The sequence below is a fragment of the Empedobacter brevis NBRC 14943 = ATCC 43319 genome (assembly GCF_000382425.1).
Taxonomy (GTDB): domain Bacteria; phylum Bacteroidota; class Bacteroidia; order Flavobacteriales; family Weeksellaceae; genus Empedobacter; species Empedobacter brevis.
This window is the reverse complement of sequence record NZ_KB908302.1, coordinates 90,154-112,723: the sequence shown is the minus strand read 5'-3', so window position 1 is coordinate 112,723 and position 22,570 is coordinate 90,154. Positions and strand designations below refer to the sequence as shown.

Sequence of the window (22,570 nt, the reverse complement as noted above, 5' to 3'; positions counted from 1 at the left end):
GAAGTATGTGACCTGGCTGGGGCTCGAACCCAGGACCCCAACATTAAAAGTGTTGTGCTCTACCAACTGAGCTACCAGGTCTCCGTTTTTTCGGACTGCAAATATACGATTATATCTGAGTTTACAAAACGAAATATGTTTTTTATTTTCTCTAAATAAAGAACGTTTTGACTAAGTGACCTGGCTGGGGCTCGAACCCAGGACCCCAACATTAAAAGTGTTGTGCTCTACCAACTGAGCTACCAGGTCGGTTTCTTAAATCGAGTGCAAATATAGGATGTTTAATACTAATTTAACAAACCTTTTATCAAGTTTTTTCTAATTTATTAATTAAGCATTTCGGTTTTAAGAACTTAAATTTTGAGATAAATGAAGTTTTTTTTGAAAAGTACCATCATAATCCAATAAATCTAAAAAATAAGTGATGGAAACATCATTTTATATATTTGATAAATGATTTATATGCTATATTTGTCAACCAACAAATCTAGATCTATATTTCGCTGATCTTTTTTCAGCAAACCATTTAAGATTGAAATTTTAGAATGAAGAAAAATATTATCTATATTATTATTGTTTTGTTTTCGGTAGTCTCATGTAAAAAATCCGATAATCCGGAGGCCGATGTTCCGGATTCTGAATATGCAAACAATTGTAATCAAGAAACAAAAGATGCTCATTTAGCCAACTTTACATTAAAGGAGCTAAAAAGTCTGATAAAAGAACAGCCTCAAATTATTCATCAAAAATTGAATGATCGCTGTTTTAAAGTTTCTAAACTAGGCAAAAATTTATACATACAAAACACAAGCCGTGTTGATTCTTTGAAGTTAAAAAACAATGATCAAGGAACAATGTTTTTGAATAAGATTACAGCTATTCAGATTTCTCAGGAAATTGTGTATAAGTTAACGTATTCTTTTCCTATTAAATTTTTGAACCAGTACCGAGCTGAAATAAAAAAGGATGCCCCAAAGTCTAAGTACCATCATTCAAATTCTATTGTAACAAACGAAGATTACAATGTAACTTATAATGTAGAACGTTACGATGCGAGACGATTAGAAAATACATATTCTTATCAAATCGATACATTTGATGGCTATGCAAGGTTAACTATATTTTATTCAGAAGACTTACCCGTAGATTAAGTATGATAATTTCTTTAGTCGGCTATATGGGTAGTGGAAAATCAACTACCGGAAAAGACGTAGCCAAAGCACTTGGATTTGAATTCATTGATCTTGATGAATTCATCGAACAAAAATATCAAGCTACAATCAGTGATATTTTTGAAAAAGAAGGTGAATTAGGTTTTCGAAAAAAGGAAAGAGAAGCGTTAAAAGAAGTTTTAACAACCACTAATATTGTGCTTTCTTTAGGTGGTGGAACTCCTGTTTATTACGATAACATGGATGAAATTGCTAAGAATTCTATCTCAATATTCATGCGTGTTCAACTTCCTCAACTGGTCAAACGACTTGAAAACAAAAAAGAAAATAGACCTTTGATAGCTCATCTTTCTAACGAAGAAATGACAGAGTTCATCGCAAAACATTTGTTTGAACGCAATCAATTTTACGAAAAAGCAAAATATACAATCAACATTTCGAACCAAAGTACATTAGAAATTCTGGACGAAATTATGAATCATTTAAAAAAGGAGAAGATTTAGATTAATCTAAATCTTCTCCTTTTATGATAACATCTTCCGCTTCCTCTTCCAGGTAATCATCCAAATCGCGACGATCCTTTTTCGTTGGTCTACCTTCTCCCTTTTCTCGATAATAATCTTGCGAAAGTTTACGAAGTTCCAATACTTCATATTCTTGTTTTGGAGTTGTATCAACAATATGCAGGGTCAATAATTTTGCTCCAATTCGATTCTTTGGAATTTGCAACACTTTAAACGATAAGTTGATTTGATCTTTTCGAACCTCTATCGCGTCTCCGGGAACAATTTCGCGAGAAGCTTTTGCCACATCTCCATTTACTTTTACTCGGTTTTTTTTCACTGCATCTGCAGCTAACGATCTCGTTTTATAGTATCTTACACTCCAAAGGAATTTATCTAATCTCATTTAAAACTTAATATTTACTAGGATAAACTAATATTTTTTCTAAATTCGCAATATAAATCGAAATAACATGATAAAGAAATTCTTCGTTACTTTAATTGCTTGTTCTGCTGTTTTAGTAGGATGTAATAATGATGATGACAATGGAGTTGATAAAGAAACTAAAATTCCCGTTGAAGAGCGTAATGCTTTAGATGACGAAGCTATTCAACAATATCTAGAAGATTTTTACTTCAATCCTAAAAATGGAAAACTAACTAAGTTTGATACGATTAAAGGAAATGAAGATGATGCATACCCAGCTTTAAAAGCAATTGCTAAACAAGATAATATAGGAATTTGGTATGCCGAAAATCCTCATCATAAAGGAACCGGAAAAACTATTGTTTCTAATGACAACTCTAAAATATCTCTAAATATAGAAGTTAAATCTTTTAGAGGAACAAGTAGTTCTGATTATAAAAGAAAATATGGTTCAATTAACTCAATTAATTTACCAAATTGGAATTCTATAAATTCTGGAGACGGATCTGCTATTCAAGATCCTAGTTATTATTATTATATTCCTACAGAAACAGAAACTAAGAATGGTGTAAAAAGAGAACATGTAGAATTAAAAAATTTTGCTGAAGGTTTAAAACATTTTAAAGAAACTGAACGCTCTGTAACTGATCTGTATAACTTTCAAGGTGTTATTATCTTACCATCACGCTTAGCGTATGGAAGAAATAGAGTTTATGGAGGAGCTAACTCTGGTATTTCTGACCAATTCCCAGCATATAGAGATATTTCTTATATCTTTAATTTCGAGTTACCTAAAATAGAGGAAAGAGTTAAAAAATAATTGTTTTTACAACAAGATAATCACAAAAAAACCATCTTCATTGATGGTTTTTTTTTATATTTAATCTTCATATAAATTAGAATTAAACCTATAAATGAGTATAATCAAATCTATTATCGATAACGATTTCTATAAATTCACCATGCAGTTTGGTGTAACTAAATTGTACCCGGATGTTATGGCCCGTTATCAATTTATCAATCGTGGACAACATGAATTTCCTGAAGGTTTTGCAGAAGAATTACAAAAGGAGATCAATGCAATGGCTTCCCTTTCACTTACAAAAGATGAAAAGAATTTCTTCGCCACAAATTGTCCGTACCTAAGTCCGGCCTATTTAGATTTTTTACAAGGGTATCGTTATGATCCTTCGGAAGTTAAAATCACACAAAACGGAACAAATGTCGAAGTCCATGTTGAAGGATATTGGTATCGTACAATTCTCTGGGAAGTTCCTATTTTATGTTTAATAAGTGAACTATTCTATAAACTAACCAATGCGCAGCGTATTTCGAACGAAGAAATCACGAAGCGTACAAGCGATAAAGTTGATTTATACAACCGCCTCGGCGTAACAGTTGCTGAATTTGGAACTCGTCGTCGTCACAGCTATGAAGTTCATGACACCGTTATGAAAGAGCTTACAAATCATAGAGGGAAAAGTTTTGTAGGAACTTCAAATGTACATTTCGCACATCAATATGGTGTAAAACCTATTGGTACACATGCACACGAATGGTTTATGTTTCATGGTGCTCGTTACGGTTTTAAAATCGCTAATTCAATGAGTTTAGATCGTTGGGTAAAAGTATATTATGGCGATTTGGGAATCGCCTTGACTGACACCTATACATCTGATGTTTTCTTCGGTCAATTTGATAAAAAATTATCGAAACTATTTGACGGTGTTCGTCATGATTCCGGAGATCCGATTGAATTTGGAGAAAAAACAATTGCTCATTATGAAAAAATGGGGATCAATCCGTTATTCAAAACCATTATTTTTTCAGATGGATTAAATTCTGAAAAAGTGGAAATGATCACAAAAGCGTTTAAAGGAAGAATTGGATTATCTTTTGGAATCGGAACTGATTTAACAAATGATACAAATCTTCGTCCAATGAATATCGTCATGAAATTAACTGAAATTTCTTCAATAGATATAAAATGGACCGGAGTGGTAAAACTTTCAGATGAAAAGAATAAACATACCGGAACACCTCGTATGATTGCACTTACAAAAGAAATGTTAGATTTGGATGATATTCCATCTCATGATGCTCCCAATAACGATTAATAAAAATTCAAAATAATAAAAAAGGAACTCAAAATGAGCTCCTTTTTTATTATCGTGATAATTCTTCAATGATTATTTATTCATTAAATTTTCAATTTCTTCCGCTTCCAATGGAATATTCTGCATCAAATTAAAAGGTTTCCCTTCTTTTTGAATCACATAATCATCTTCTAAACGAATTCCAAAACCTTCTGCAGGGAGATAAAATCCCGGTTCATTTGTAAAAACCATTCCGGCAACAAAATCATCCGTCAATAAACCATAATCATGTGTATCTAACCCCATATGATGAGATGTACCATGCATCATGTATTTTTTATACGCCGGCCAGTTTGGATCTTCGTTTTGAACATCAGCTTTATCAATCAAACCTAGACCTAATAATTCAGACGTATAGATTTTTCCCATCTCTTCATGGTACTTGTACCAATTATTTCCAGGAACCAATAAATTTTCTGCTTCTTTTTTACAACGTAAAACAGCATCATATATTTCACGCTGACGCGCGGTATATTTACCATTTACAGGAATTGTACGCGACATATCAGAAGAATAATTGGCATATTCAGCTGCCACATCGAACAAAATCAAATCTCCATCTTTACATTCTTGATTGTTTTGAATATAATGCAACACATTTGCATTGTTTCCTGATGCAATAATTGGCGTATAAGCAAATCCTTTTGAGCGATTTCGAATAAATTCGTGCACCAATTCAGCTTCAATTTCGTATTCCCAAACCCCAGGTTTCACAAAATTTAAAATGCGGCGAAAACCTTTTTCTGTAATATCACACGCATGTTGAATTAACTGAATTTCTTCCGGTTCTTTTACTGAACGTAAACGCTGTAAAATTGGGTTTGAACGTAAATAAGTATGCCCAGGGTAATCAATTTTTAATTGTTTTACAAAACGGTCTTCTCTTGTTTCTACCTGTGGCGCTTCTGTTACACGATAATGTTCATTTTTATTGACATAAACATTTTCCGCTTCCACCATCAATTTACGCAATACATTTGGTAAATCCTGTAACCAAAGTACCGTCTTGATTCCTGAAACCTCTGTTGCTTGTGATTTAGACAATTTCTCCCCTTCCCAAACTGCAATATGATCATTCGTTTCGCGAACAAATAATACTTCTTTATATTTTGGATCATAAGCATCAGGAAAAATCAATAAAACAGATTCTTCTTGATCGACTCCTGATAAATAAAAAATATCACGGTGCTGTGCAAATGGTAAAGTAGAATCAGAAGAAATGGGGTAAATATCGTTTGAGTTGAAAATAGCAAGAGAACGAGGTTTCATTGCTTTTACAAATTTTGCTCTATTCTTTACAAACAACTCGTTTGGAATAGGATTGTATTTTGTAGTCATAAAATTTTGCATTAAATATATGACCAAATTTAAGAAGATGTTTTTAGAAAAAAAAGGAAAACCCTCGCAGAAACGAGGGTTTTAACCTTAACCAACCTAAACCTATGAAAAAGCCATTAGCCTTTTATGTTGACAAATGTAAGCTACTTTTTTTTAAATGCAAATTTTTTTTTACCAAAACTCAACTTTTTTTTAACGTTAATATGATAATGCTATAAATATCAACAATTAACGAAGTAATAATAATTCAATAATTATTCATTTGTATAATTAAAATTATTCTCACTATATTTGCACCTCGAATTTTAGTATAATAATAACTTAAAAGAAGTTAAAAATGACACATTACGAAACTGTTTTCATTTTGACTCCCGTTCTATCTGATTCTCAGGTAGAGGAAGCAGTTAATAAATTCAATGACTTTGTTACTGCTAACGGAGGAGAAATCGTAGCAAAAGAGAACTGGGGATTAAAAAAATTAGCATACCCAATTCAAAACAAAAGAAATGGATTCTACCACTTAGTAGAGTTTAAAACAGACAACAACGAATTAGTTTCTCAATTAGAAGTAGCTTACAAACGTGATGAGCGTGTAATCCGTTTCTTAACTGTGAAATTAGACAAGCACGGTATGGACTGGGCTGAAAAACGTAGAACAAAATTAAAGTCTAACTCTAACAAGTAAAAAGCTATGGCAATCGACGATTTAGCAAAAAAAGCAGCAGGAGGTAGCGAATCAGAAATCCGTTATTTATCTCCTTTAGATATCGAAACACAATCAAATTCAAAATATTGTCGTTTCAAAAAATTTGGAATCAAGTACGTTGACTATAAAGACGCTGATTTCTTAATTCAATTCGTGAATGAGCAAGGTAAAATTTTACCTCGTCGTTACACAGGAACTTCTTTAAAATACCAAAGAAAAGTTTCTAAAGCGATCAAAAGAGCTCGTCACTTAGCATTAATGCCATTTATTGGAGATCAATTAAAATAATAAAACCTAAAATTAAAATATCATGAACGTAATTTTAAGACAAGATGTAGAAGGTTTAGGTTTTGAATTTGAAGTTGTTTCAGTAAAACCTGGATACGCACGTAACTTTTTAATCCCTCGTGGATTAGTATCAGTTGCTACACCGAAAAACGTGAAAGAATTAAACGAAGTTTTAGAAGCTCGTAAAGCTGAAGAAGCATCTTTAATTGCTGATGCTAAAACAAAATCTGAGAAATTAGATGGTTTAGTAATTAAATTAGAAGCTAAAGTTGGTACAGGAGACAAATTATTTGGATCTGTAAACAACGCTGATTTAGCTGAAGCTTTAGTAAAAGCTGGTGTTGAAATTGAGAAGAAAAACATCAAAATCCCTGGAAATACTATCAAACGTTTAGGAAAATACGAAGCAAAAGTACGTTTCCACAGAGAGGTTGAAGTAGATTTCGGATTTGAAATTGTACCAGATGCTGCATCTATCAAAGCTGCTGAAGAAGCTGCTAAAACTAGAGCAGAATTGGCTAAATTAGACGCTGAAAAAGCTTCTAAAGCGAATACAGAAGAAGGTTCTTTCTTTAACTTTGATAACCCTATTTACGCTAACGATAAGAAAGCGAAAAAAGAGGAAGTATCTGAAGAAGTTGCTACAGAAGAAACTCCATCTACAGAAGAATAATCAATTATTCTATATCATAAAAAAAACCTCGCAAATTGCGAGGTTTTTTTTATCTCTATTTTAAGTAATCCAAACTATTGACTTCTTTAAATTTGGGTGAACGTCTTAAGAAATCTTTAAAGAAAGCTGTATGCGTTGCTCCCATCAGTACAAAAATACGATCATCTTTTGTAATTGGCACATTGTTCATATTTGAGAACATCGCTAAATTTCTATGATAATATTTTGCTGCCTGCTCTGCTCCTAGCGGATATTTTCTGAACGAAACGGTTGTTAACATATCTGCATTCATCCCGATTGCAAAATCCAAAAAATCCGGGTGATTATAAAACTGTAACATTTCTTTTATTTTTACATCTGCTTTCTTCATTCCATTCTTCAACTCATTCGCTCTAAGCAATTCTATATATCTATTAATTGACACTGAATCGTCTTGTTCTTTCAACAAATCACCAAGCATATACATATAATCTTCCTGGTGGTTGATTCCATAAATTTTCTTTGTTCCACTTAGTCGCCCCACTTCGTAAGCTAATAATTGTACTTCAGTTGGATTTTCGAAACTCATTTTTGGATTTAGAAGATACTCTTGATAAATTTGATTCAACATTTTATTTCGAGAAGGATTTTGTTCTACCAAAATAATTGTAGGTTTGAACGCTGCAATCTGCTTTGCAATTTCATGTATTTGTCGAACGTTCTCCTTATTATTTTCATCAAATTCAGTTGTATTCGCATCTGGCGTGTATCCCATGTGAAATGTTCCGACATTGAGTACCGGTACAGCATCATCAAATTTTGTTTGAAATTGATAGTTTGTTTGAGCTGATAAATTAGCTGTTCCGATTAATGCTGCAATTGCAATAAATAAATTTTTCATTGAGTTATTTTTAATTTTGATTCAAATCTCCATTATTCAACAAAAAGAAATATTGAATTCTCGACAAACCCATTTGATTAATCGACGAATCGAATATGTTATCTCTCAAAAAGCAATTAATTTTACATCAAACAAAAACAAGAAATGGAAAATAAAAAAGCAATCCTAATATTTTCAAAAAAGAAAGAGGTCATCATTCTGCTTCTTTATTGGATTTCTTATATCATATTCGACTATGTAAGTGGAGGATTAATGAATATAAGTATAGGGAAGTCATTTTTTGGAAAATCCGAACTTTTTGTTTTCACCATGTACATAGTGCAGCTTTTTAGCATTTTTATTATTTATTTTTTTATTGCACCTAAAGCTTTAAAAACAATTCATTGGAAATCAATTTTAATTGCACTTTTTTTCTCATTCGCTACCTTTATTTTGATCCGCTATTTTATAGAACAATTCATGACGAATTTGCTATTCAATAAGGTCAATTATTTTGAAGGAACTACAATCAGTTTTTATATTTATGACAATTTCCATTATGGATCTTTTATTGTTTATACTTCGTTGTTTATATGGATAACGATTCATTTAATTAAAACTTTACAGCAAAATAACCAGATTGAAAAAGAAAAGAATGAAGCCGAAATCAACTTTCTAAAAGCTCAAATCAATCCTCATTTTTTGTTTAATACCTTAAATAATATTTACAGTTTGGTAAGTGTCAACTCTACTCACTCATTGAAAGCTATTGAAAATTTAAGTTCTATTATGCGTTTTACAACGTATGAAACCAATAAAAATAAAATAGAAATAGAACGAGAAATAGATTACATCAATCAATATTTAGACTTGGAGCAAATTCGCTATGGAGAAAAGTTTTATGTTGAAAAAGATTTTAATCTCGAAAATCCGAAGAAACTTATTCATCCTTATATCATTTCTCCTTTGATCGAAAATGCGATAAAGCATGGTGTCGTAAAGGAGAAAGAGCATCCGATTAGAATAAATTTAAAGACCGATTCTTCTTTTTTGGAAATTTCCGTTTCCAATAAAATTAATCAGTATCAAAAAGATGATACTTCCGGAATTGGATTAACGAACTTAAAAAGGAGGTTGAATCATTATTTCGGAAATCATTATAAATTCGAAATCCACAACAATTCAGAAACATTTCATATTTACTTAAAAATTCCTTTTAATGGCGAAAATTAATTGTATTATCATTGATGATGAACCGCTTGCTGTCGACTTATTAAAAAAATATGCAACAGAAAACGAACACCTTAATCTCTTATTCGCGACAACAGAAGTTTTTGAAGCGATTGATTTTCTTAAAAATCAGAAAGTCGATTTAATCTTTACAGACATCCAAATGCCCGAGTTAACAGGTATTCAGTTGATGAAAATTCTCAACGATTCTCAACGATTTATCGTGACAACAGCTTATCAGGATTATGCTTTAGAAAGTTTTAATTTTCATGTTGTTGATTATTTACTGAAGCCAATTACAAAAATACGTTTTGATGCTTCTGTCAAAAAATATGTAGAGTTTTTTCAGACACAGACAAAAAACCAGTCCAACTATCTCTTTGTAAAAGCTGACGGTAGACAAATTAAGATTAATTTTTCTGATTTAATTTATATTGAAGGTTTAAAAGATTATATCCGAATTCATACCAAAACTGAAAAAATATTGATTTTAGAAACCATGAAATCTTTCGAAACGAAATTACCTGAAAATTTCAAAAGAATTCATCGTTCCTATCTTATCAATCTTGATTATTTAACATCCGTTGATGGAAATTCAGTTTATCTCAATCAGAAGATGTTACCTATAGGTGAAACATATCGAAAAGAGATCAAAGAAATTTTCTAAAAGCATTTTTATAACTCGTCTAATGCTTTTAGAATTGTCTTATAAATATAATTCAGATCAACTGTTGAGATACAATATGGCGGGACCAAATAGATAATATTACCTAAAGGGCGAAGTAAAATACCATGATCTAAAAAATAAGGATATAATTTTTTGTGCATATCACTGAAATATGAGGTTTCTTCTTCTGTTTTCCATTCTAATGCTAAAATTGTCCCACATTGCCTAACGACTTTTACTTTTGGATGTGTTTTAAGTTGCTCTCTAAAAACTTCATGTTGGGTTACAATATTTACTATTTTTTCTTGTGTAGCCTCTTCCAGTAATAACTCAAGACTTGCTAACGCAGCTGTACATGCTAACGGGCTTGCTGTAAAAGAATGTCCATGGTACAAAGTCTTGGTATAATCTTTTGAGTAAAATGCATTATAAATTAAATCTGAACATGTTGTCACACCCAAAGGCATTGTTCCTCCTGTTAAACCTTTTGAAAAACACATCACATCTGGTACTTCAGACAAATGATTCGCTGCAAATATTTTTCCAGTCCGACCAAACCCTACAAAAACTTCATCCTGAATCAATAGTATTCTTTTTTTTCGACAAAAATTCATTAATTCATCTAAATAAGCTGCTTCGTACATTAACATTCCGGCAGCTCCTTGCACCAAAGGTTCGTAGATAAAACACGCGACCTCATCTGCTAATTCGGCGATTTGTTTTTTAATCGACTCTATATTTTCTTCAGTAGGTGTCTCAATAAAAATAACTTCAAATAATCGTTCATTGAATGGCTGAGTCCAAATTCCACGTCCACTGACAGACATCGCGCCAAAGGTGTCTCCATGATACGCATTTTTAAATGCCAAAATTTTTTGACGATTTTCCTGGTTATTGTAATGAAACTGCATACACATTTTCAATCCTACTTCAATTGCAGTAGAACCGTTGTCGCTGTAAAAAACTTTTTGTTGGTTAAAAGGAAGAAGAGCTAATAACCGTTCTGAAAGTTCTACAGCAGGACGATGTGTAAACCCGGCAAAGATTACTTGTTCTAAAGTATTCAACTGTTCATAAACTTTCTTCGCAATATAGGGATGAGCATGTCCATGTAAAGTTACCCACCAAGACGATACGGCATCTATGTATTTCTTATTATTTTCATCAAAAATATATGCCCCTTCTCCTCTAACGATAGGTACGATATCGTCTGCTTTTTTCATTTGCGTATAAGGGTGCCAGTTGACCAAATAATCGCGTTCTTTTAATGTGTACATGAACTTACTTTTTCTTTTTTTATCATTGGAACTAACCCTAAATTTTGAAACATCTGCATATCTTCAGTTACACCTGGGTTTGGAGTTACCAATAATGTTTCACGTTCTCCCGTAAAAATAGAATTTGCTCCTGCCATAAAACACCATGCCTGTTCTACTTCTGTCATTTCTATACGACCGGCACTTAAACGAACGACTGATGAAGGCATTACAATTCGTGCCGTTGCAATCATGCGTACCATGTCCCAAATATCTACTTTCGGATTGTTTTCCAACGGAGTTCCTTTTACACGGGCCAATGCATTTACCGGAACAGATTCCGGATGCTTCTCCATTGTAGCCAAAGTTAACAGCATCGAAATTCGATCTTTATGTGTTTCTCCTAATCCAATAATTCCTCCTGAACAAACTGTTATTCCTGCCTTACGAACATTTTGAATGGTATTTATCCGGTTATCAAATTTTCGTGTTGAAATAATTTCATCATAATATTCTTCCGAAGTATCCAAATTGTGATTATACGCATGCAAACCTGCTTCTTCCAAGCGAACAGCCTGTTCTTCTGTCAACATCCCCAATGTACAGCATACTTCTAAGCCTAAATCATTTACTCCTTTCACCATCTCTATGATCCGATCAAAATCTCTGTTGTTCCTCACTTCTCTCCAGGCAGCAGCCATACAAAAGCGCGAAGAACCGGTTTCCTTTGCTTTTTTCGCATGGGCAATTACTGTTTCTGTTGGCAATAAGGACTGAACTTTTATATCTGTATGATAACGAGCAGCTTGTCCACAATAAGAGCAATCCTCGGGACAACCTCCTGTTTTTACGGATAACAATGTACACACTTGTATTTCTCCTGCATTATGCCACTCTCTGTGAAGAGCTGCTGCTTGGTAAACCAATTCTAGCAAAGGTTGATTGTATATTTCTTCTATTTCTTTTTTCGTCCAATCATGACGAATTATTTTTGTATTTCTCATCGTTTTTAGCTCTTTATTAAATATATTTTTTGCGTATTGTAACTGCAATTTTTTGTAGATTTTCTTTCGTTAAAAGATCTATTTTTGGGAGGTATATTTTTTCTATATCTTCTGGCAGATGTTTTAAAATAATTTGATGAGTATCTTCATCAAATTCACCGTTGAAGACAAAAAGATCAATTAAAATCCCTCTGTTTTTCAGTGCTTCTATAGACAATAATGTATGGTTAATGCACCCTAAATAATTCGTTGACACGGCAACAACAGGAAGGTTCAAATGCTGAATAACATCAAGCATAAACTCTTTTTCATTTAGAGGTACAAAAAGTCCTCCTGCTCCTTCTACAATCAAATGATTAGATGTTACAGGCAATGAAAAATCGGTTAACTTAATTTCTATATTTTCTTTTTTTGCCGATTGATGAGGTGAAGCAGCCAATTGCAATTGATACCTTTCCTGATGAATAATTATATTCTCGGATGTTAGTGATTTCACTAATTCACTATCGGAACGATCTAAATCACCCGACTGTACCGGCTTCCAATAATCAGCTTGTAAAGCTTCAGTCAGAATTGCCGAAACGATTGTTTTTCCGATTCCCGTTCCTATTCCTGTTACAAACAATTTTTTATTCATTTTTTCTAATTATTTCAGTTAATTGTGCTATTTCATTTTTTGTATTAAAAGCATGAATACAAACTCTCAGCCGTTCCTCTCCTTCCCTAACTGTCGGAGGAAAAACAGCAAATGTGTGAAGATTAGCTTCCTCTAACCTTTCTCTGATTGCCCTTAATTGAGCAGTTGTCTGAAATTTTAAAATTTGTACAGGACTTTGCTTATGAGCAGTACTTACAATTCCTTTCGAATGAAAATAAACAAGGTTTTCTTGTAATTTATTTGTAAAATGATCATTCTCTTTAAAAAATTCGTATCCTATTCTTAGCCCCGACACATGAAAATGCGGCATGGCAGTTGTATAAATAAACGGTGACGCATAATTTACTAAATAGTCGATTACAAGCTGATTGGATAAAATGACAGCTCCGTTCATTCCCATCGATTTTCCATATGTAATGACAGTAGCAAACACCTCATTTTGAAGACCAAGTTTATGAACCAACCCATACCCAAAAACACCAAACGCATGTGCTTCATCAACGAGCAAGGCTGCTCCATATTTTTTAGCTAAACCACACATGTCGGTTAAAGGAGCTAAATCTCCGTCCATCGAATACAAACTTTCAACAGCAATAAAACATCGGCCACCTACTTTTTGAAGAAGTAATTCTAAATGCTGTAAATCATTGTGCCTAAATTTTATTTTCTTCGCAAAAGACAACCTACAACCATCATGGATAGATCGGTGAATATTTTCGTCCACCAAAACAACATCATTTCTTTTTAACAAGGCTGAAAATAAAGCCAAATTAGCGGTATAGCCGGATGAAAAAAGTAAAGCAGCCTCTGTTTGATGCTCTTCCGCTATAAACTGTTCTATTTCCCTCATATAAGTTGTATTGCCACTGATCAAACGTGCGCCTGTTGAACCAAAAAGTAATTCCGGTTGAGAATTATACTCTTCTAATATTCTCTGATGTAAAACCTTGTTTCTGGCAAAACCTAAATAATCATTACTAAAAAAATCAACTGTCTTAGGAGAAGTTCGCAATGTTCTTTTTACCCCTTTTTCTTCTCTTTCTTGTAAGGATAATTGTAAAAAATTAAGAATTTGATTCATCTAACACTTCTTTCCCGATAGCTGTAATCCATTCTTTAAAAAGCAGCTCTTCTAAAATCATAACTTCTGATGCATACTTTTTCCAGTGTGGATGAAAATCTTTTAATTGAGTTATCATTTCTTCGAGATGTCCTTCCTCTTCTACAATAATTGACTTTACCATCACTTTTTGTTGATTCAGTGTCAAAATTTTCTGATATTGAGGATATAAAGCATCCGCTCTCACCTCTATTGCATAGGTTACAAAAAGATAAGCTGCATATTTTAACTCTTCTCCCGATAAACTCAACTTTTCTTTTAAAAGTCTACATACATTAATATCCAGTTTATGCAAGTAATACCTTGTCGCATTTGCAGCTAAAAGAGAATGAGATTCGTAATTTTCGCATGTATGGGGCAAGAGTTTCTGAATTTGTTTCTTTAGATAATACGCATGGCGATGTTCCTCTGCAGCATGTTTCAACTGTATGATATCAACATGAGTTTTATGTTCGCATGCTGATATTTTTCTGGCTCCCGCATTTTCCATGAAAGAAAGTGTATTCAACCATTTAACATGAATTTCAGGTTTAGAAACTATTATTCTCAGTACTTGTTCCATTTTATTTCTTTGTGCAAAGCTATCTGCACGTCCGAACATTAAAATATACCAGTTTTTATATTTTAAATAGTCCGGATAAATCAAACATAAAAAATAAAAAGAGTTTAAAGCGTAAAAAGAGACGTAGTCTATTCTATTTAAATATGAAATTAAGCTTATGAAGTTCTGTATAAAAAATAAAAATATCTTCCTTTTTCAATTGTAAATTGTAAAAACTTATATTTATTTACTGATGTATTTACCGTTTCATTTGGTGGATTTTTCAGAAAATCCAATGAACACTAGCCGTTGCTCGAGTAGATTTAATTGGAACTAATTAAGGACAAAAAAGTAACTGGCAAGATACCGGATTTTTTATAAATACGTTACTTATAAAAAAATATTTTAAAATTCTATTGCTTCAAATTTTATCTTATAATAAAAGGTGTCTATTGATCAAGTCAGTTAGGTATATACATTTGGAATTTCAGATCCAATTACTTCTGCTTACGCTTCAAATTTGGAAGATTTTATTATAGAATATCAACCAATGTATTGGATTCATGGACATATTCATACACCTTGTAGATACAAGATTGGTGATACTGAAATGATCTGTAATCCGCATGGATACATTGATGAAAAGGATAATGGTTTTATAAAAGAATTGATGATAGAGTTGTAAAATTAAGTTTACCATTTGGTAAATAATGTTCACTAAAATATACATTAAGTTTATATTTTGTATATTTGATTATTATAATATACATTTATGTTAGATTTCACAACAATAAAAGATGTAAAAAATTCAATTGGCGAATGGTGTAAAAAGATGCGAAAAGCAGAACATTTAACACAACAAGAATTAGCCGATGAACTAGCGCTTTCTCGTTTAACAATTGCTAAACTTGAAAGTGGTGAGAATCCTACACTCGAAACTCTTTTGAAAGTGTTACAGTATTTTGACGAAATGAAATCGATCAATCAATTTGTTTCAGATAAAATTGAAAATTTAGATAATAATCAATCCATGTATTAATTATGGCAAAGAATCAAATCATTTCAATCAATTTTCAAGGAATTGAAATTGGTAAAATTGGTTATGACGAAAACCAAAGAAAATCTTCATTCCAATACAATCCTGAATTTTTGGAAAGTAACAGCTACAAAAAAATATTTCCTTACGTCATTCGTAGAACACCTAATGTTCAAGTGTTTTCTGAATTTGAAGGAGAAACGTTTCGTGGTTTACCTCCGATGATTGCTGATTCTTTACCTGATTTTTTTGGAAATATTGTTTTTAAAGAATGGCTTGAAGCAACTCAAAAAGAAATGAGTGCCATTACTCCTTTAAAACAACTGACGTATGTTGGAAAAAGAGGTATGGGTGCGATAGAATTTTCGCCTGCGAAAGAAATTAGAGCCAATCAAACAATTAATGTCGACGAAATCACAGAAGTAGTTAAAAAAGTATTGGATTTAAAAACTTCAACCGAAGAAAAAGGATTAAGTGATATTGCTTTACTGAATATCTTTAAGATTGGAACTTCAGCTGGTGGTGCACGACCTAAGATTTTAGTTTCAGAAAATAAATCTACAGGACATCTTATTCCTGGTGATTTAGAAACTTCTGATGAATATAATCATTATTTAATCAAGCTTTCGGTAGACGAAGATCAAGGCTATTCAAAAGAAAAAATCGAATATATTTATTATCAAATTGCAATTTCCATTGGTATTGAAATGATGTCATCAAAGTTAATTGAGGATAAACATTTTGCTACATTGCGTTTTGATCGTCAAAATGGACAAAAACAGCATATTTTGACAGCTTCTGGAATGACAGGTTGGGATTTTAAAAAACCTGAAAACTCCTCTTATGAAAATCTTTTTAAATTAGCTTTTGATTTAAAACTTTCTCATAAAAACATTCAACAATTATTTAAACGAATGATTTTTAATCTTATTTTTTCTAATATAGATGACCACTTAAAGAATTTCTCATTCATTTATGATATTGAAAAAGATCGTTGGAATTTAGCTCCCGCTTATGATTTAACCTATCCGTTAGATGCTTTAAAAAACTATCTAAGAATTTCAAGAGCGATGTCTATCAATGGAAAACGAACTGAAATTAATCGAGCTGATTTAATGAAAATAGCTGATTTATTTACGATTAAAGATGCTAATGGAATTATTGATGAAGTTGTAGAAGCAACCAATCAATTCAGAATCCTATGTCAAGAACAAAATATTCCTGAAAAAGTGGTAGATAAAATTGAATCTGAGTTTTTGATGTTTTAATTAAATATGGAGGAAACTATATACAGTTCATTCATGAGATTATCGAATATCCTAAAACAGAAAAAATTAGCCTGTTTTAAATAGACACTGTCAAGCCAGTCTAGATGTTCAATATTTTTTGATTAAATACAAATTTGGTATATGTTATTTATTCATTTGATTGAGTATCTCAGTTTTCTTTTTATTAAACTTATTTATTATAAAACCTAAGGCAAGAAAAACTAACATATGTAAAATTGCATCAAAATCTTTTTCTTTTAATTTATAATCCCACTTTATATATTCAGATAATAAGTAAAAAGCTTCCATTTTTAGTTTATGATGTTTTTTCCCAGAATAATTTCAAATTATCAATTCCATAATTTTACAAAAAATTTAGAGATACATCTTTTAAATAACCACTTATGATATTTGATTCAATCCTTTCTATAATTTCATTTTTGTTAGCTAAGAAATCATATCTTGCTAAATTCTACATGGTTTTATCTAAAAAATTATCATAATCAAACTGTTGTTCTAACTTCACACTAGAAGTTGAAAGTTATTTATACCAATGATATTGGTGTTCACTACCTCCAGAAGAAATGTAAATTTTATCTATTCCGTATTTCTCAGGAAAATATGAATTAAAGGCATCCGTTAATATTCTATCATTTAATATCCCATTTTCATACTTATCGACAGTCTAGTCATTCTTCCTAAACCATTCTCGTATCTCATTAACTAACTGAATGTGTTTATTATTATTTTCAAATTTTCTACATCAATTCTTTTCGCAAGTTGATTAAATGAATATTTAATTAAGTATGCTATTTTAGTTAAGTTTTAGTATAGAATTTATAAATTCAAGCATTTCAAAAATTTTTTGAAAAGAATTATTAGTTTTTATATTCGTTATTAAGTTTAAGGTAAAAATACACTGTACATCACTATGGGTATAATCACTTTTATTGCGAAATTCATTTAATTTTTTAAAATCAGAAATTAAATAATAATCTTTTTCTTTCGTATATGCATAAATTAAACTATAAATTTGATCACTCAAAGGAATTAATCTATTTTCAAAATAAATGAACTCTGATGTCTCAAAATCAATTGATTCACTTTTATTTTTAAAATTAACTTTACATATATCATTCTCTATATATTCTATAAAATATTCACCATTTTTGAATTTCCAATTAGTTGATCTTCTATATCTCTGATCCCATGTAAAACTAATATCAGTATAAGCTTTTGAAATTTCTTCAAGTATTGAAAAATATATAATAAACGAAATAGATTCTTTATCATATTGAAAAATTTTCTTCTCCATATAATTTTGATTAGAAAATAATAACCCGTATCCTAATTTTAATTTATCTAAAATTCTCTGCTTAACATTTTGTAATCTTTTATCTTCAATTTTAAAATATTTATGAGTATCTAAAAGGTCGATAATTTCTATACATTTACTCCAAATTAAATATCTCCTTTTATTCGTCTCCATCAATTTTATAAATGACTTTTGCAGATTTTTTAAATTTTCTTTTGAAAAATCTTTTGAATAAATGTGATCTGGATGCTCTTTTATATAAAAACTATCCACACCATATTCTTTAAATTTATCAATATTCCAAATCTTAGTTGAAGCTGTGAATAAAATTATAGGAGTAGAAAAATTAATGGATGCGAATTCTTTTTTTATATGCTTTAATAAAGTAAAACCTGAATAATCTTCAACGTTTTTTACTTTATGATCTTCTTCTGAAAGTCTCATATCCAAAAAAATTAAATCATACTTATTATTTAATTTTAGATACGCATCCTCAATAGTAGAGGCAGAATCAATTGATCCTTTTTCTTTTGTAACTGCTAATTCTAGTATGCTTTTCCAGCCTTTATCTGATAAATCGTCAATTAATAAAATTTTCATTTTTTTGAGAATTTTGAAAGATCAATTTTTCCTTTAACTTTTAACCCTGAGAGCTGATCAGCATATTTTTTTTGCTCAACTTTAACATCTTCAGCAATAGGTATTAATAAATTATTTTTTACGATTAACCATTTAAAATAAACCGTTTCTAATTTTTTGTGATCAAATCCTACTACATCTTCTATTGGGATATTTGCATTTCTTGCAAGTTGATAAATCCCCCACTCATTTGCAATCGAATGATTATCATAATAATCTTTAGGAACATTAAGTTTAAGTTTATCCATTTCCGAATGAAGTTCGTCTAATGAAATTGGTTCAATCTTTTGTTCTAATGAATTTTTAAACCATGCAGATGTATAATCAACAAAAAATACATTTTTAGTCTTTAGTATATTTATATATTCATTACCTAATACATAACTCAAATCCACAAAACTATATATATAGATAGGTATTAATTGATTAATTGAAGTTGTACATCGAATATGTGTTGCTAATCTTAAACCATTGAAATCTGAAAGAGTTTGACCAAGACTTATTGACAAATAAATAGATTTATAATGTTCTGAATTTAACTTTGTTTTTATCATAGATGAAAAATCGTCATCCACAACATCTTCAAAAACTACAACTTCTTTTGCCATAGAAAATATTTTTTTTATATTATCTGTAAATGGTCTAATATGTAAATAGGAAGAATCAATCATTAATGGCTCAAAAGAGTTTGATAGATTAATAGCGTCTTTTAATTTTAATTGTAATTTTTGTTCATTAATATAATTTTCACCAAATAGTATATAATAGAGATTTTGATCATTATTTCTGTATTTCTCTAAAAAAATCTGAAGATTACTATACAAAGTTGATACAGGAACATTAGCAATATTTCCCCTTATATCTCTCGAATTTTTAGAACCGCTGAAAAAAACGACAGAATAGTTTTTAGTTTGAGCTAAGGATTCAATATGTTGTCTTCTTTCAATTGCTTCATCTTTTAAATCAGTAGCATCTAAAAAAGATTCATGATATAAAATAATATTCCCTTCTTTAAAAACATCTCTGCTATTAATTGTTAATTCGTTTACAGTATATATTGTTGAAATAACATCAGCATATTGACTAAAACGTTCAGTATTCCAATTATAGTCTTTTTCTTGCCTTAATTTTTTATCATCAATTAAATAGATCATTTATTATGATTTTATAATTTCTAAAATATGTTTTACTCCTCCAACTTCACTATCTAAGATTTCCTCTTCTGGAAAAGTCTTTTCCCATAGATTCTTTTTATTCCAAATACCTAATCTATAAGATTTATTTAATTCAAAATCAGCTTCAAGAATTAAATTACAATTTCCATTGATTTGATTAATAATTAAATTCTTATACTTATCTCCTAATCTTTGTTTTGTATTGATTAGACTTTTTTTATAAATAGAATCTCTATGCAAAATACCGAATGCAATTTTATGGTTTTGCTCTTCTAATGAAAGCTCTACAATGGGTTTGGTATCAATATTTTGATTAACCTCTAAAATAATTTCTAAAATTTTAGAGTAAGCTTGTAAAAATTTATCGACATCCACAAAAAATTCAATAAATTCTGGAAATGACTCTTTATTGATTATGAATTCAATTTGTCCTTCAAAATTTTTATTTATTTCTTTGATTAAAATAAATAAAGAGTTATCTGCGCGAACGTGAAATAGTTTTTTGAAGAAAAGAACTAAATCTTTAAATGTATATAAATATTCTTCTGAATTATAAATTGGAATTGCATTTTCAAACTCGAACCCTAAACAACGTTTTTGGCTTGCGAGACTATCACTTAAATGAGGTGGTACACTTAAATTATTCTCAGACCAATCTAATAACTCTTTATCAGACCAATTAAATTTTATATTCTGTGAACTCCAACCATTTTCTATGATATTACCATTAAAATCAAGTCCAGTTAAATAACCTCTTATCAACGCTTTTAAATAGGGTGGAGCAAATTGATTTTCAAAATTTGAATATTCTTTTACAACTTTATCTAAATGATTCTTAAATGAATATTCTTTCCCTCCACAATAGTTTCTAATATTTTCTAATTCATTACTATCTATATCGTGACAGGTTGATTTTAAAATTGGATTTTGATTATAATTTAAAAGAAATTTATATGTATTAACTGGAGAAAGATATTTTATATCAAAAACATCTTCAGTTTCAATATTATTTACTATTGACTCTTCTATATTCTTTTTATTTTTAGATATATTTTCGAGATTAATTAATCTTTCTTCAATAGTTTTGAGTTTCGAAGAATCCTTGTCGATCTCTTTTTGAACAAAAGTTAATACTCGATCTCTTTGGAAAGAATTAAGTCTTTTGTCATTCAATAATTTTTGAAAGAATTCATATTTCCTACTGTCCATTTTATAAAGTAAAAATTATATTTGATTTCTTTCTATTATTATTCGAATCCTTTGCTTCAAACCTTAATTCATCAAGAATTACATTTGTTGCATCATTATCTAAAAAAGCAGCTAAAGAAATTCTATTATAGTTATAATAAATATCCATTGCTTTAGAAATCCCCTTCTCATCCCAAGCAATTAAAACTTTATCAATTTTAGATACTTTACCTATCGACTTATAGAAACGCCTTTTTAAAGTCAAAAACTTTTTATCATCTTTCCCACGAACCATTTCCAAGTATAGTAATTTCCCTTCGATTACATTTTGCATCGAAGCTTGCATGCTTTTTATATGACCTTTCTCCTTCGCATAATCTTTTTTAAAGATTTCTGTAGCCTTTTCTATCCCATATTTCTCAATGTAATAAATCCACATCCTTAATTGTTTAATATAATTTTGAGAAACATTAATTTGTTCGTTTACTATAACACCAGTTACCTCTTTACGGTAACCATTTCCTTGTAAACGTGTTTTAGTAGGATTAATTACTAAATTTTGAGTTGTAATGATTCGATTTAGTTCTAACGTAAAAGTTGGATTTGAATAGACATCATAATTTGATGAAAAGGTAATATCATCCGCATATCGTGAATACATTAATCTAAATCTTTTAGCTAAACCTTTTAATTGACGATCTAATTTATAACAAAGCAAATTTGTTAAAAAAGGAGAAGTTGGACTACCTTGAGGTAATACAATTCCACTTACCCCATCAATCATTAATGGATGAGTTGTTAAACAAGCTAATATGAAAGAAATTTTCTCTTTAGATTTATCACCTCCAAATAATTGATACCAAATCCCCATTTTCACTCGATTTCTATCAAAAGAATGAAAGAAGTCTTTCAAATCAATATTGTATACATACTTTTTATTAGTATGAATTTTAGCATTATCTACAATTGATTTACCTGTCACAAATCCAAATGCATTTGTATGAGGATTATATATTAAATTAAATAAATTATTTAATGATTTTAAGATTGTATTCAATTCTCTAATCGGTGCGTTGATTGTACGATTTGTTCCAGATTTTTTCTTAATTGTAAATTCTTTATATCTATTTTTTGCTAATGAAGGATTTGAAAGTTTGACTAGTTGGTTAATCTCAATCTTATTTTTAAATTGAGTTAATTCATTTATTAGATTTAATACATTACATAAATCATCTAAACTTTCTATTTTTAAAAAATCTGCCTTAATTTCAGAAATTTGTAAAGCTGTAATCTTATTTTTCATCTTCTTAAGTTAGCTAAAATTCGATAGAATACCTGTCTATTCTTTATG

At 30.3% G+C, this 22,570-nt stretch carries 24 protein-coding genes, 2 tRNA genes and 1 pseudogene; 12 read left to right on the top strand and 15 right to left on the bottom strand.

All coding sequences use genetic code 11. The features are described from left to right. Nucleotides 1-8 precede the first annotated feature (8 nt). Nucleotides 9-81: transfer RNA gene (locus tag H277_RS0115735), tRNA-Lys, on the bottom strand. Nucleotides 82-176: 95 nt separating this feature from the next. Continuing rightward, nucleotides 177-249 (bottom strand) — tRNA-Lys (locus H277_RS0115730). A gap of 296 nt (nucleotides 250-545) precedes the next feature. Between H277_RS0115730 and H277_RS0115725 the strand changes: the two genes are divergently transcribed. After that, complete coding sequence (locus H277_RS0115725) at nucleotides 546-1,151, top strand: hypothetical protein (protein WP_019976577.1); 606 nt, start codon at nucleotides 546-548, stop codon at nucleotides 1,149-1,151. A gap of 2 nt (nucleotides 1,152-1,153) precedes the next feature. After that, nucleotides 1,154-1,675, top strand: coding sequence for a shikimate kinase (locus tag H277_RS0115720; protein ID WP_019976576.1), 522 nt, complete (start codon nucleotides 1,154-1,156; stop codon nucleotides 1,673-1,675). A gap of 1 nt (nucleotide 1,676) precedes the next feature. Here the strand turns inward: H277_RS0115720 and H277_RS0115715 are convergent, their stop codons facing one another. Further along, nucleotides 1,677-2,081, bottom strand: coding sequence for an RNA-binding S4 domain-containing protein (locus H277_RS0115715; protein WP_019976575.1), 405 nt, complete (start codon nucleotides 2,079-2,081; stop codon nucleotides 1,677-1,679). 67 nt (nucleotides 2,082-2,148) lie between these two features. Between H277_RS0115715 and H277_RS0115710 the strand changes: the two genes are divergently transcribed. Both H277_RS0115710 and pncB read left to right on the top strand, forming a co-directional pair. Next, a complete protein-coding gene (locus tag H277_RS0115710) occupies nucleotides 2,149-2,922 on the top strand; it encodes a hypothetical protein (protein ID WP_019976574.1) in 774 nt (257 codons plus the stop codon). Between the two features lie 94 nt (nucleotides 2,923-3,016). Further along, the gene (gene pncB / locus H277_RS0115705; RefSeq protein ID WP_019976573.1) at nucleotides 3,017-4,219 is read left to right on the top strand and encodes a nicotinate phosphoribosyltransferase; all 1,203 of its coding nucleotides are present in this window, start codon (nucleotides 3,017-3,019) and stop codon (nucleotides 4,217-4,219) included. A gap of 72 nt (nucleotides 4,220-4,291) precedes the next feature. Here pncB and H277_RS0115700 read toward each other — a convergent pair whose 3' ends face one another. Next, nucleotides 4,292-5,596, bottom strand: a complete 1,305-nt coding sequence (locus tag H277_RS0115700) for an aminopeptidase P family protein (RefSeq protein ID WP_033422764.1) — start codon at nucleotides 5,594-5,596, stop codon at nucleotides 4,292-4,294. Nucleotides 5,597-5,933: 337 nt separating this feature from the next. On the opposite strand from H277_RS0115700, the gene rpsF reads away from it, so the two are divergent. From rpsF to rplI, 3 genes and pseudogenes are all read left to right on the top strand, one after another. Further along, entirely contained in the window at nucleotides 5,934-6,281 is a 348-nt protein-coding gene (rpsF, locus tag H277_RS0115695; protein WP_019976571.1) for a 30S ribosomal protein S6, read from the top strand. A 6-nt stretch (nucleotides 6,282-6,287) separates the two neighbouring features. After that, nucleotides 6,288-6,590: a 30S ribosomal protein S18 gene (rpsR, locus tag H277_RS0115690; protein ID WP_019976570.1), complete on the top strand. Its 303-nt coding sequence runs from the start codon at nucleotides 6,288-6,290 to the stop codon at nucleotides 6,588-6,590. A gap of 22 nt (nucleotides 6,591-6,612) precedes the next feature. Further along, a pseudogene (gene rplI / locus H277_RS0115685) lies at nucleotides 6,613-7,110 on the top strand (50S ribosomal protein L9); the annotation flags it as partial. A 208-nt stretch (nucleotides 7,111-7,318) separates the two neighbouring features. On the opposite strand, the gene H277_RS0115680 reads toward rplI, so the two are convergent. Next, nucleotides 7,319-8,143 (bottom strand): DUF5694 domain-containing protein, encoded by an 825-nt coding sequence (locus H277_RS0115680; protein ID WP_019976568.1) that lies wholly within the window; start codon nucleotides 8,141-8,143, stop codon nucleotides 7,319-7,321. Nucleotides 8,144-8,287: 144 nt separating this feature from the next. Between H277_RS0115680 and H277_RS0115675 the strand changes: the two genes are divergently transcribed. Together H277_RS0115675 and H277_RS0115670 are read left to right on the top strand one after the other, a co-directional pair. Beyond that, the gene (locus H277_RS0115675) at nucleotides 8,288-9,355 is read left to right on the top strand and encodes a sensor histidine kinase (protein WP_019976567.1); all 1,068 of its coding nucleotides are present in this window, start codon (nucleotides 8,288-8,290) and stop codon (nucleotides 9,353-9,355) included. Next, a complete protein-coding gene (locus tag H277_RS0115670) occupies nucleotides 9,342-10,019 on the top strand; it encodes a LytR/AlgR family response regulator transcription factor (protein WP_019976566.1) in 678 nt (225 codons plus the stop codon). Before H277_RS0115675 ends, H277_RS0115670 begins: the two co-directional genes overlap by 14 nt. An 8-nt stretch (nucleotides 10,020-10,027) precedes the next feature. Here the strand turns inward: H277_RS0115670 and bioA are convergent, their stop codons facing one another. From bioA to H277_RS0115645, 5 genes are read right to left on the bottom strand one after another with little or no spacing between them, the layout of a single operon-like run. Then, nucleotides 10,028-11,296 carry an adenosylmethionine--8-amino-7-oxononanoate transaminase gene (gene bioA / locus H277_RS0115665; RefSeq protein WP_019976565.1) on the bottom strand — a complete coding sequence of 423 codons (1,269 nt, stop codon included), beginning with the start codon at nucleotides 11,294-11,296 and terminating at the stop codon, nucleotides 10,028-10,030. Next, on the bottom strand, nucleotides 11,284-12,279 hold the full coding sequence (gene bioB, locus H277_RS0115660; protein WP_026357662.1) for a biotin synthase BioB: 996 nt from the start codon (nucleotides 12,277-12,279) through the stop codon (nucleotides 11,284-11,286). Before bioB ends, bioA begins: the two co-directional genes overlap by 13 nt. A gap of 16 nt (nucleotides 12,280-12,295) precedes the next feature. Continuing rightward, nucleotides 12,296-12,916 (bottom strand): dethiobiotin synthase, encoded by a 621-nt coding sequence (gene bioD, locus H277_RS0115655; RefSeq protein WP_019976563.1) that lies wholly within the window; start codon nucleotides 12,914-12,916, stop codon nucleotides 12,296-12,298. After that, the gene (locus H277_RS0115650) at nucleotides 12,909-14,018 is read right to left on the bottom strand and encodes an aminotransferase class I/II-fold pyridoxal phosphate-dependent enzyme (protein ID WP_019976562.1); all 1,110 of its coding nucleotides are present in this window, start codon (nucleotides 14,016-14,018) and stop codon (nucleotides 12,909-12,911) included. Before H277_RS0115650 ends, bioD begins: the two co-directional genes overlap by 8 nt. Further along, on the bottom strand, nucleotides 14,002-14,619 hold the full coding sequence (locus H277_RS0115645) for a hypothetical protein (RefSeq protein ID WP_026357661.1): 618 nt from the start codon (nucleotides 14,617-14,619) through the stop codon (nucleotides 14,002-14,004). The genes H277_RS0115650 and H277_RS0115645 overlap by 17 nt, the downstream gene beginning before the upstream one ends. 499 nt (nucleotides 14,620-15,118) lie before the next feature. Here H277_RS0115645 and H277_RS20065 point away from each other — a divergent pair, with 499 nt between their 5' ends. The 3 genes from H277_RS20065 to H277_RS0115630 all read left to right on the top strand — a co-directional run bounded on the left by H277_RS20065 (nucleotide 15,119) and on the right by H277_RS0115630 (nucleotide 16,902). Beyond that, nucleotides 15,119-15,283, top strand: coding sequence for a hypothetical protein (locus H277_RS20065; RefSeq protein WP_185093395.1), 165 nt, complete (start codon nucleotides 15,119-15,121; stop codon nucleotides 15,281-15,283). 87 nt (nucleotides 15,284-15,370) lie between these two features. Then, nucleotides 15,371-15,637 (top strand): helix-turn-helix transcriptional regulator, encoded by a 267-nt coding sequence (locus H277_RS0115635; protein WP_019976559.1) that lies wholly within the window; start codon nucleotides 15,371-15,373, stop codon nucleotides 15,635-15,637. 2 nt (nucleotides 15,638-15,639) lie between these two features. After that, nucleotides 15,640-16,902 carry a type II toxin-antitoxin system HipA family toxin gene (locus H277_RS0115630; RefSeq protein ID WP_019976558.1) on the top strand — a complete coding sequence of 421 codons (1,263 nt, stop codon included), beginning with the start codon at nucleotides 15,640-15,642 and terminating at the stop codon, nucleotides 16,900-16,902. A 144-nt stretch (nucleotides 16,903-17,046) separates the two neighbouring features. Here H277_RS0115630 and H277_RS20230 read toward each other — a convergent pair whose 3' ends face one another. The 5 genes from H277_RS20230 to H277_RS19290 form a co-directional block, all read right to left on the bottom strand. Beyond that, the gene (locus H277_RS20230; protein ID WP_019976557.1) at nucleotides 17,047-17,211 is read right to left on the bottom strand and encodes a hypothetical protein; all 165 of its coding nucleotides are present in this window, start codon (nucleotides 17,209-17,211) and stop codon (nucleotides 17,047-17,049) included. A 505-nt stretch (nucleotides 17,212-17,716) separates the two neighbouring features. Beyond that, nucleotides 17,717-18,817 (bottom strand): response regulator, encoded by a 1,101-nt coding sequence (locus H277_RS0115620; protein WP_019976556.1) that lies wholly within the window; start codon nucleotides 18,815-18,817, stop codon nucleotides 17,717-17,719. Then, on the bottom strand, nucleotides 18,814-20,010 hold the full coding sequence (locus tag H277_RS0115615; protein ID WP_019976555.1) for a hypothetical protein: 1,197 nt from the start codon (nucleotides 20,008-20,010) through the stop codon (nucleotides 18,814-18,816). Before H277_RS0115615 ends, H277_RS0115620 begins: the two co-directional genes overlap by 4 nt. A 3-nt stretch (nucleotides 20,011-20,013) precedes the next feature. Next, nucleotides 20,014-21,204 carry a hypothetical protein gene (locus H277_RS0115610; protein WP_146810471.1) on the bottom strand — a complete coding sequence of 397 codons (1,191 nt, stop codon included), beginning with the start codon at nucleotides 21,202-21,204 and terminating at the stop codon, nucleotides 20,014-20,016. A gap of 37 nt (nucleotides 21,205-21,241) precedes the next feature. After that, entirely contained in the window at nucleotides 21,242-22,522 is a 1,281-nt protein-coding gene (locus H277_RS19290) for a reverse transcriptase family protein (protein ID WP_019976553.1), read from the bottom strand. Nucleotides 22,523-22,570 lie beyond the last annotated feature (48 nt).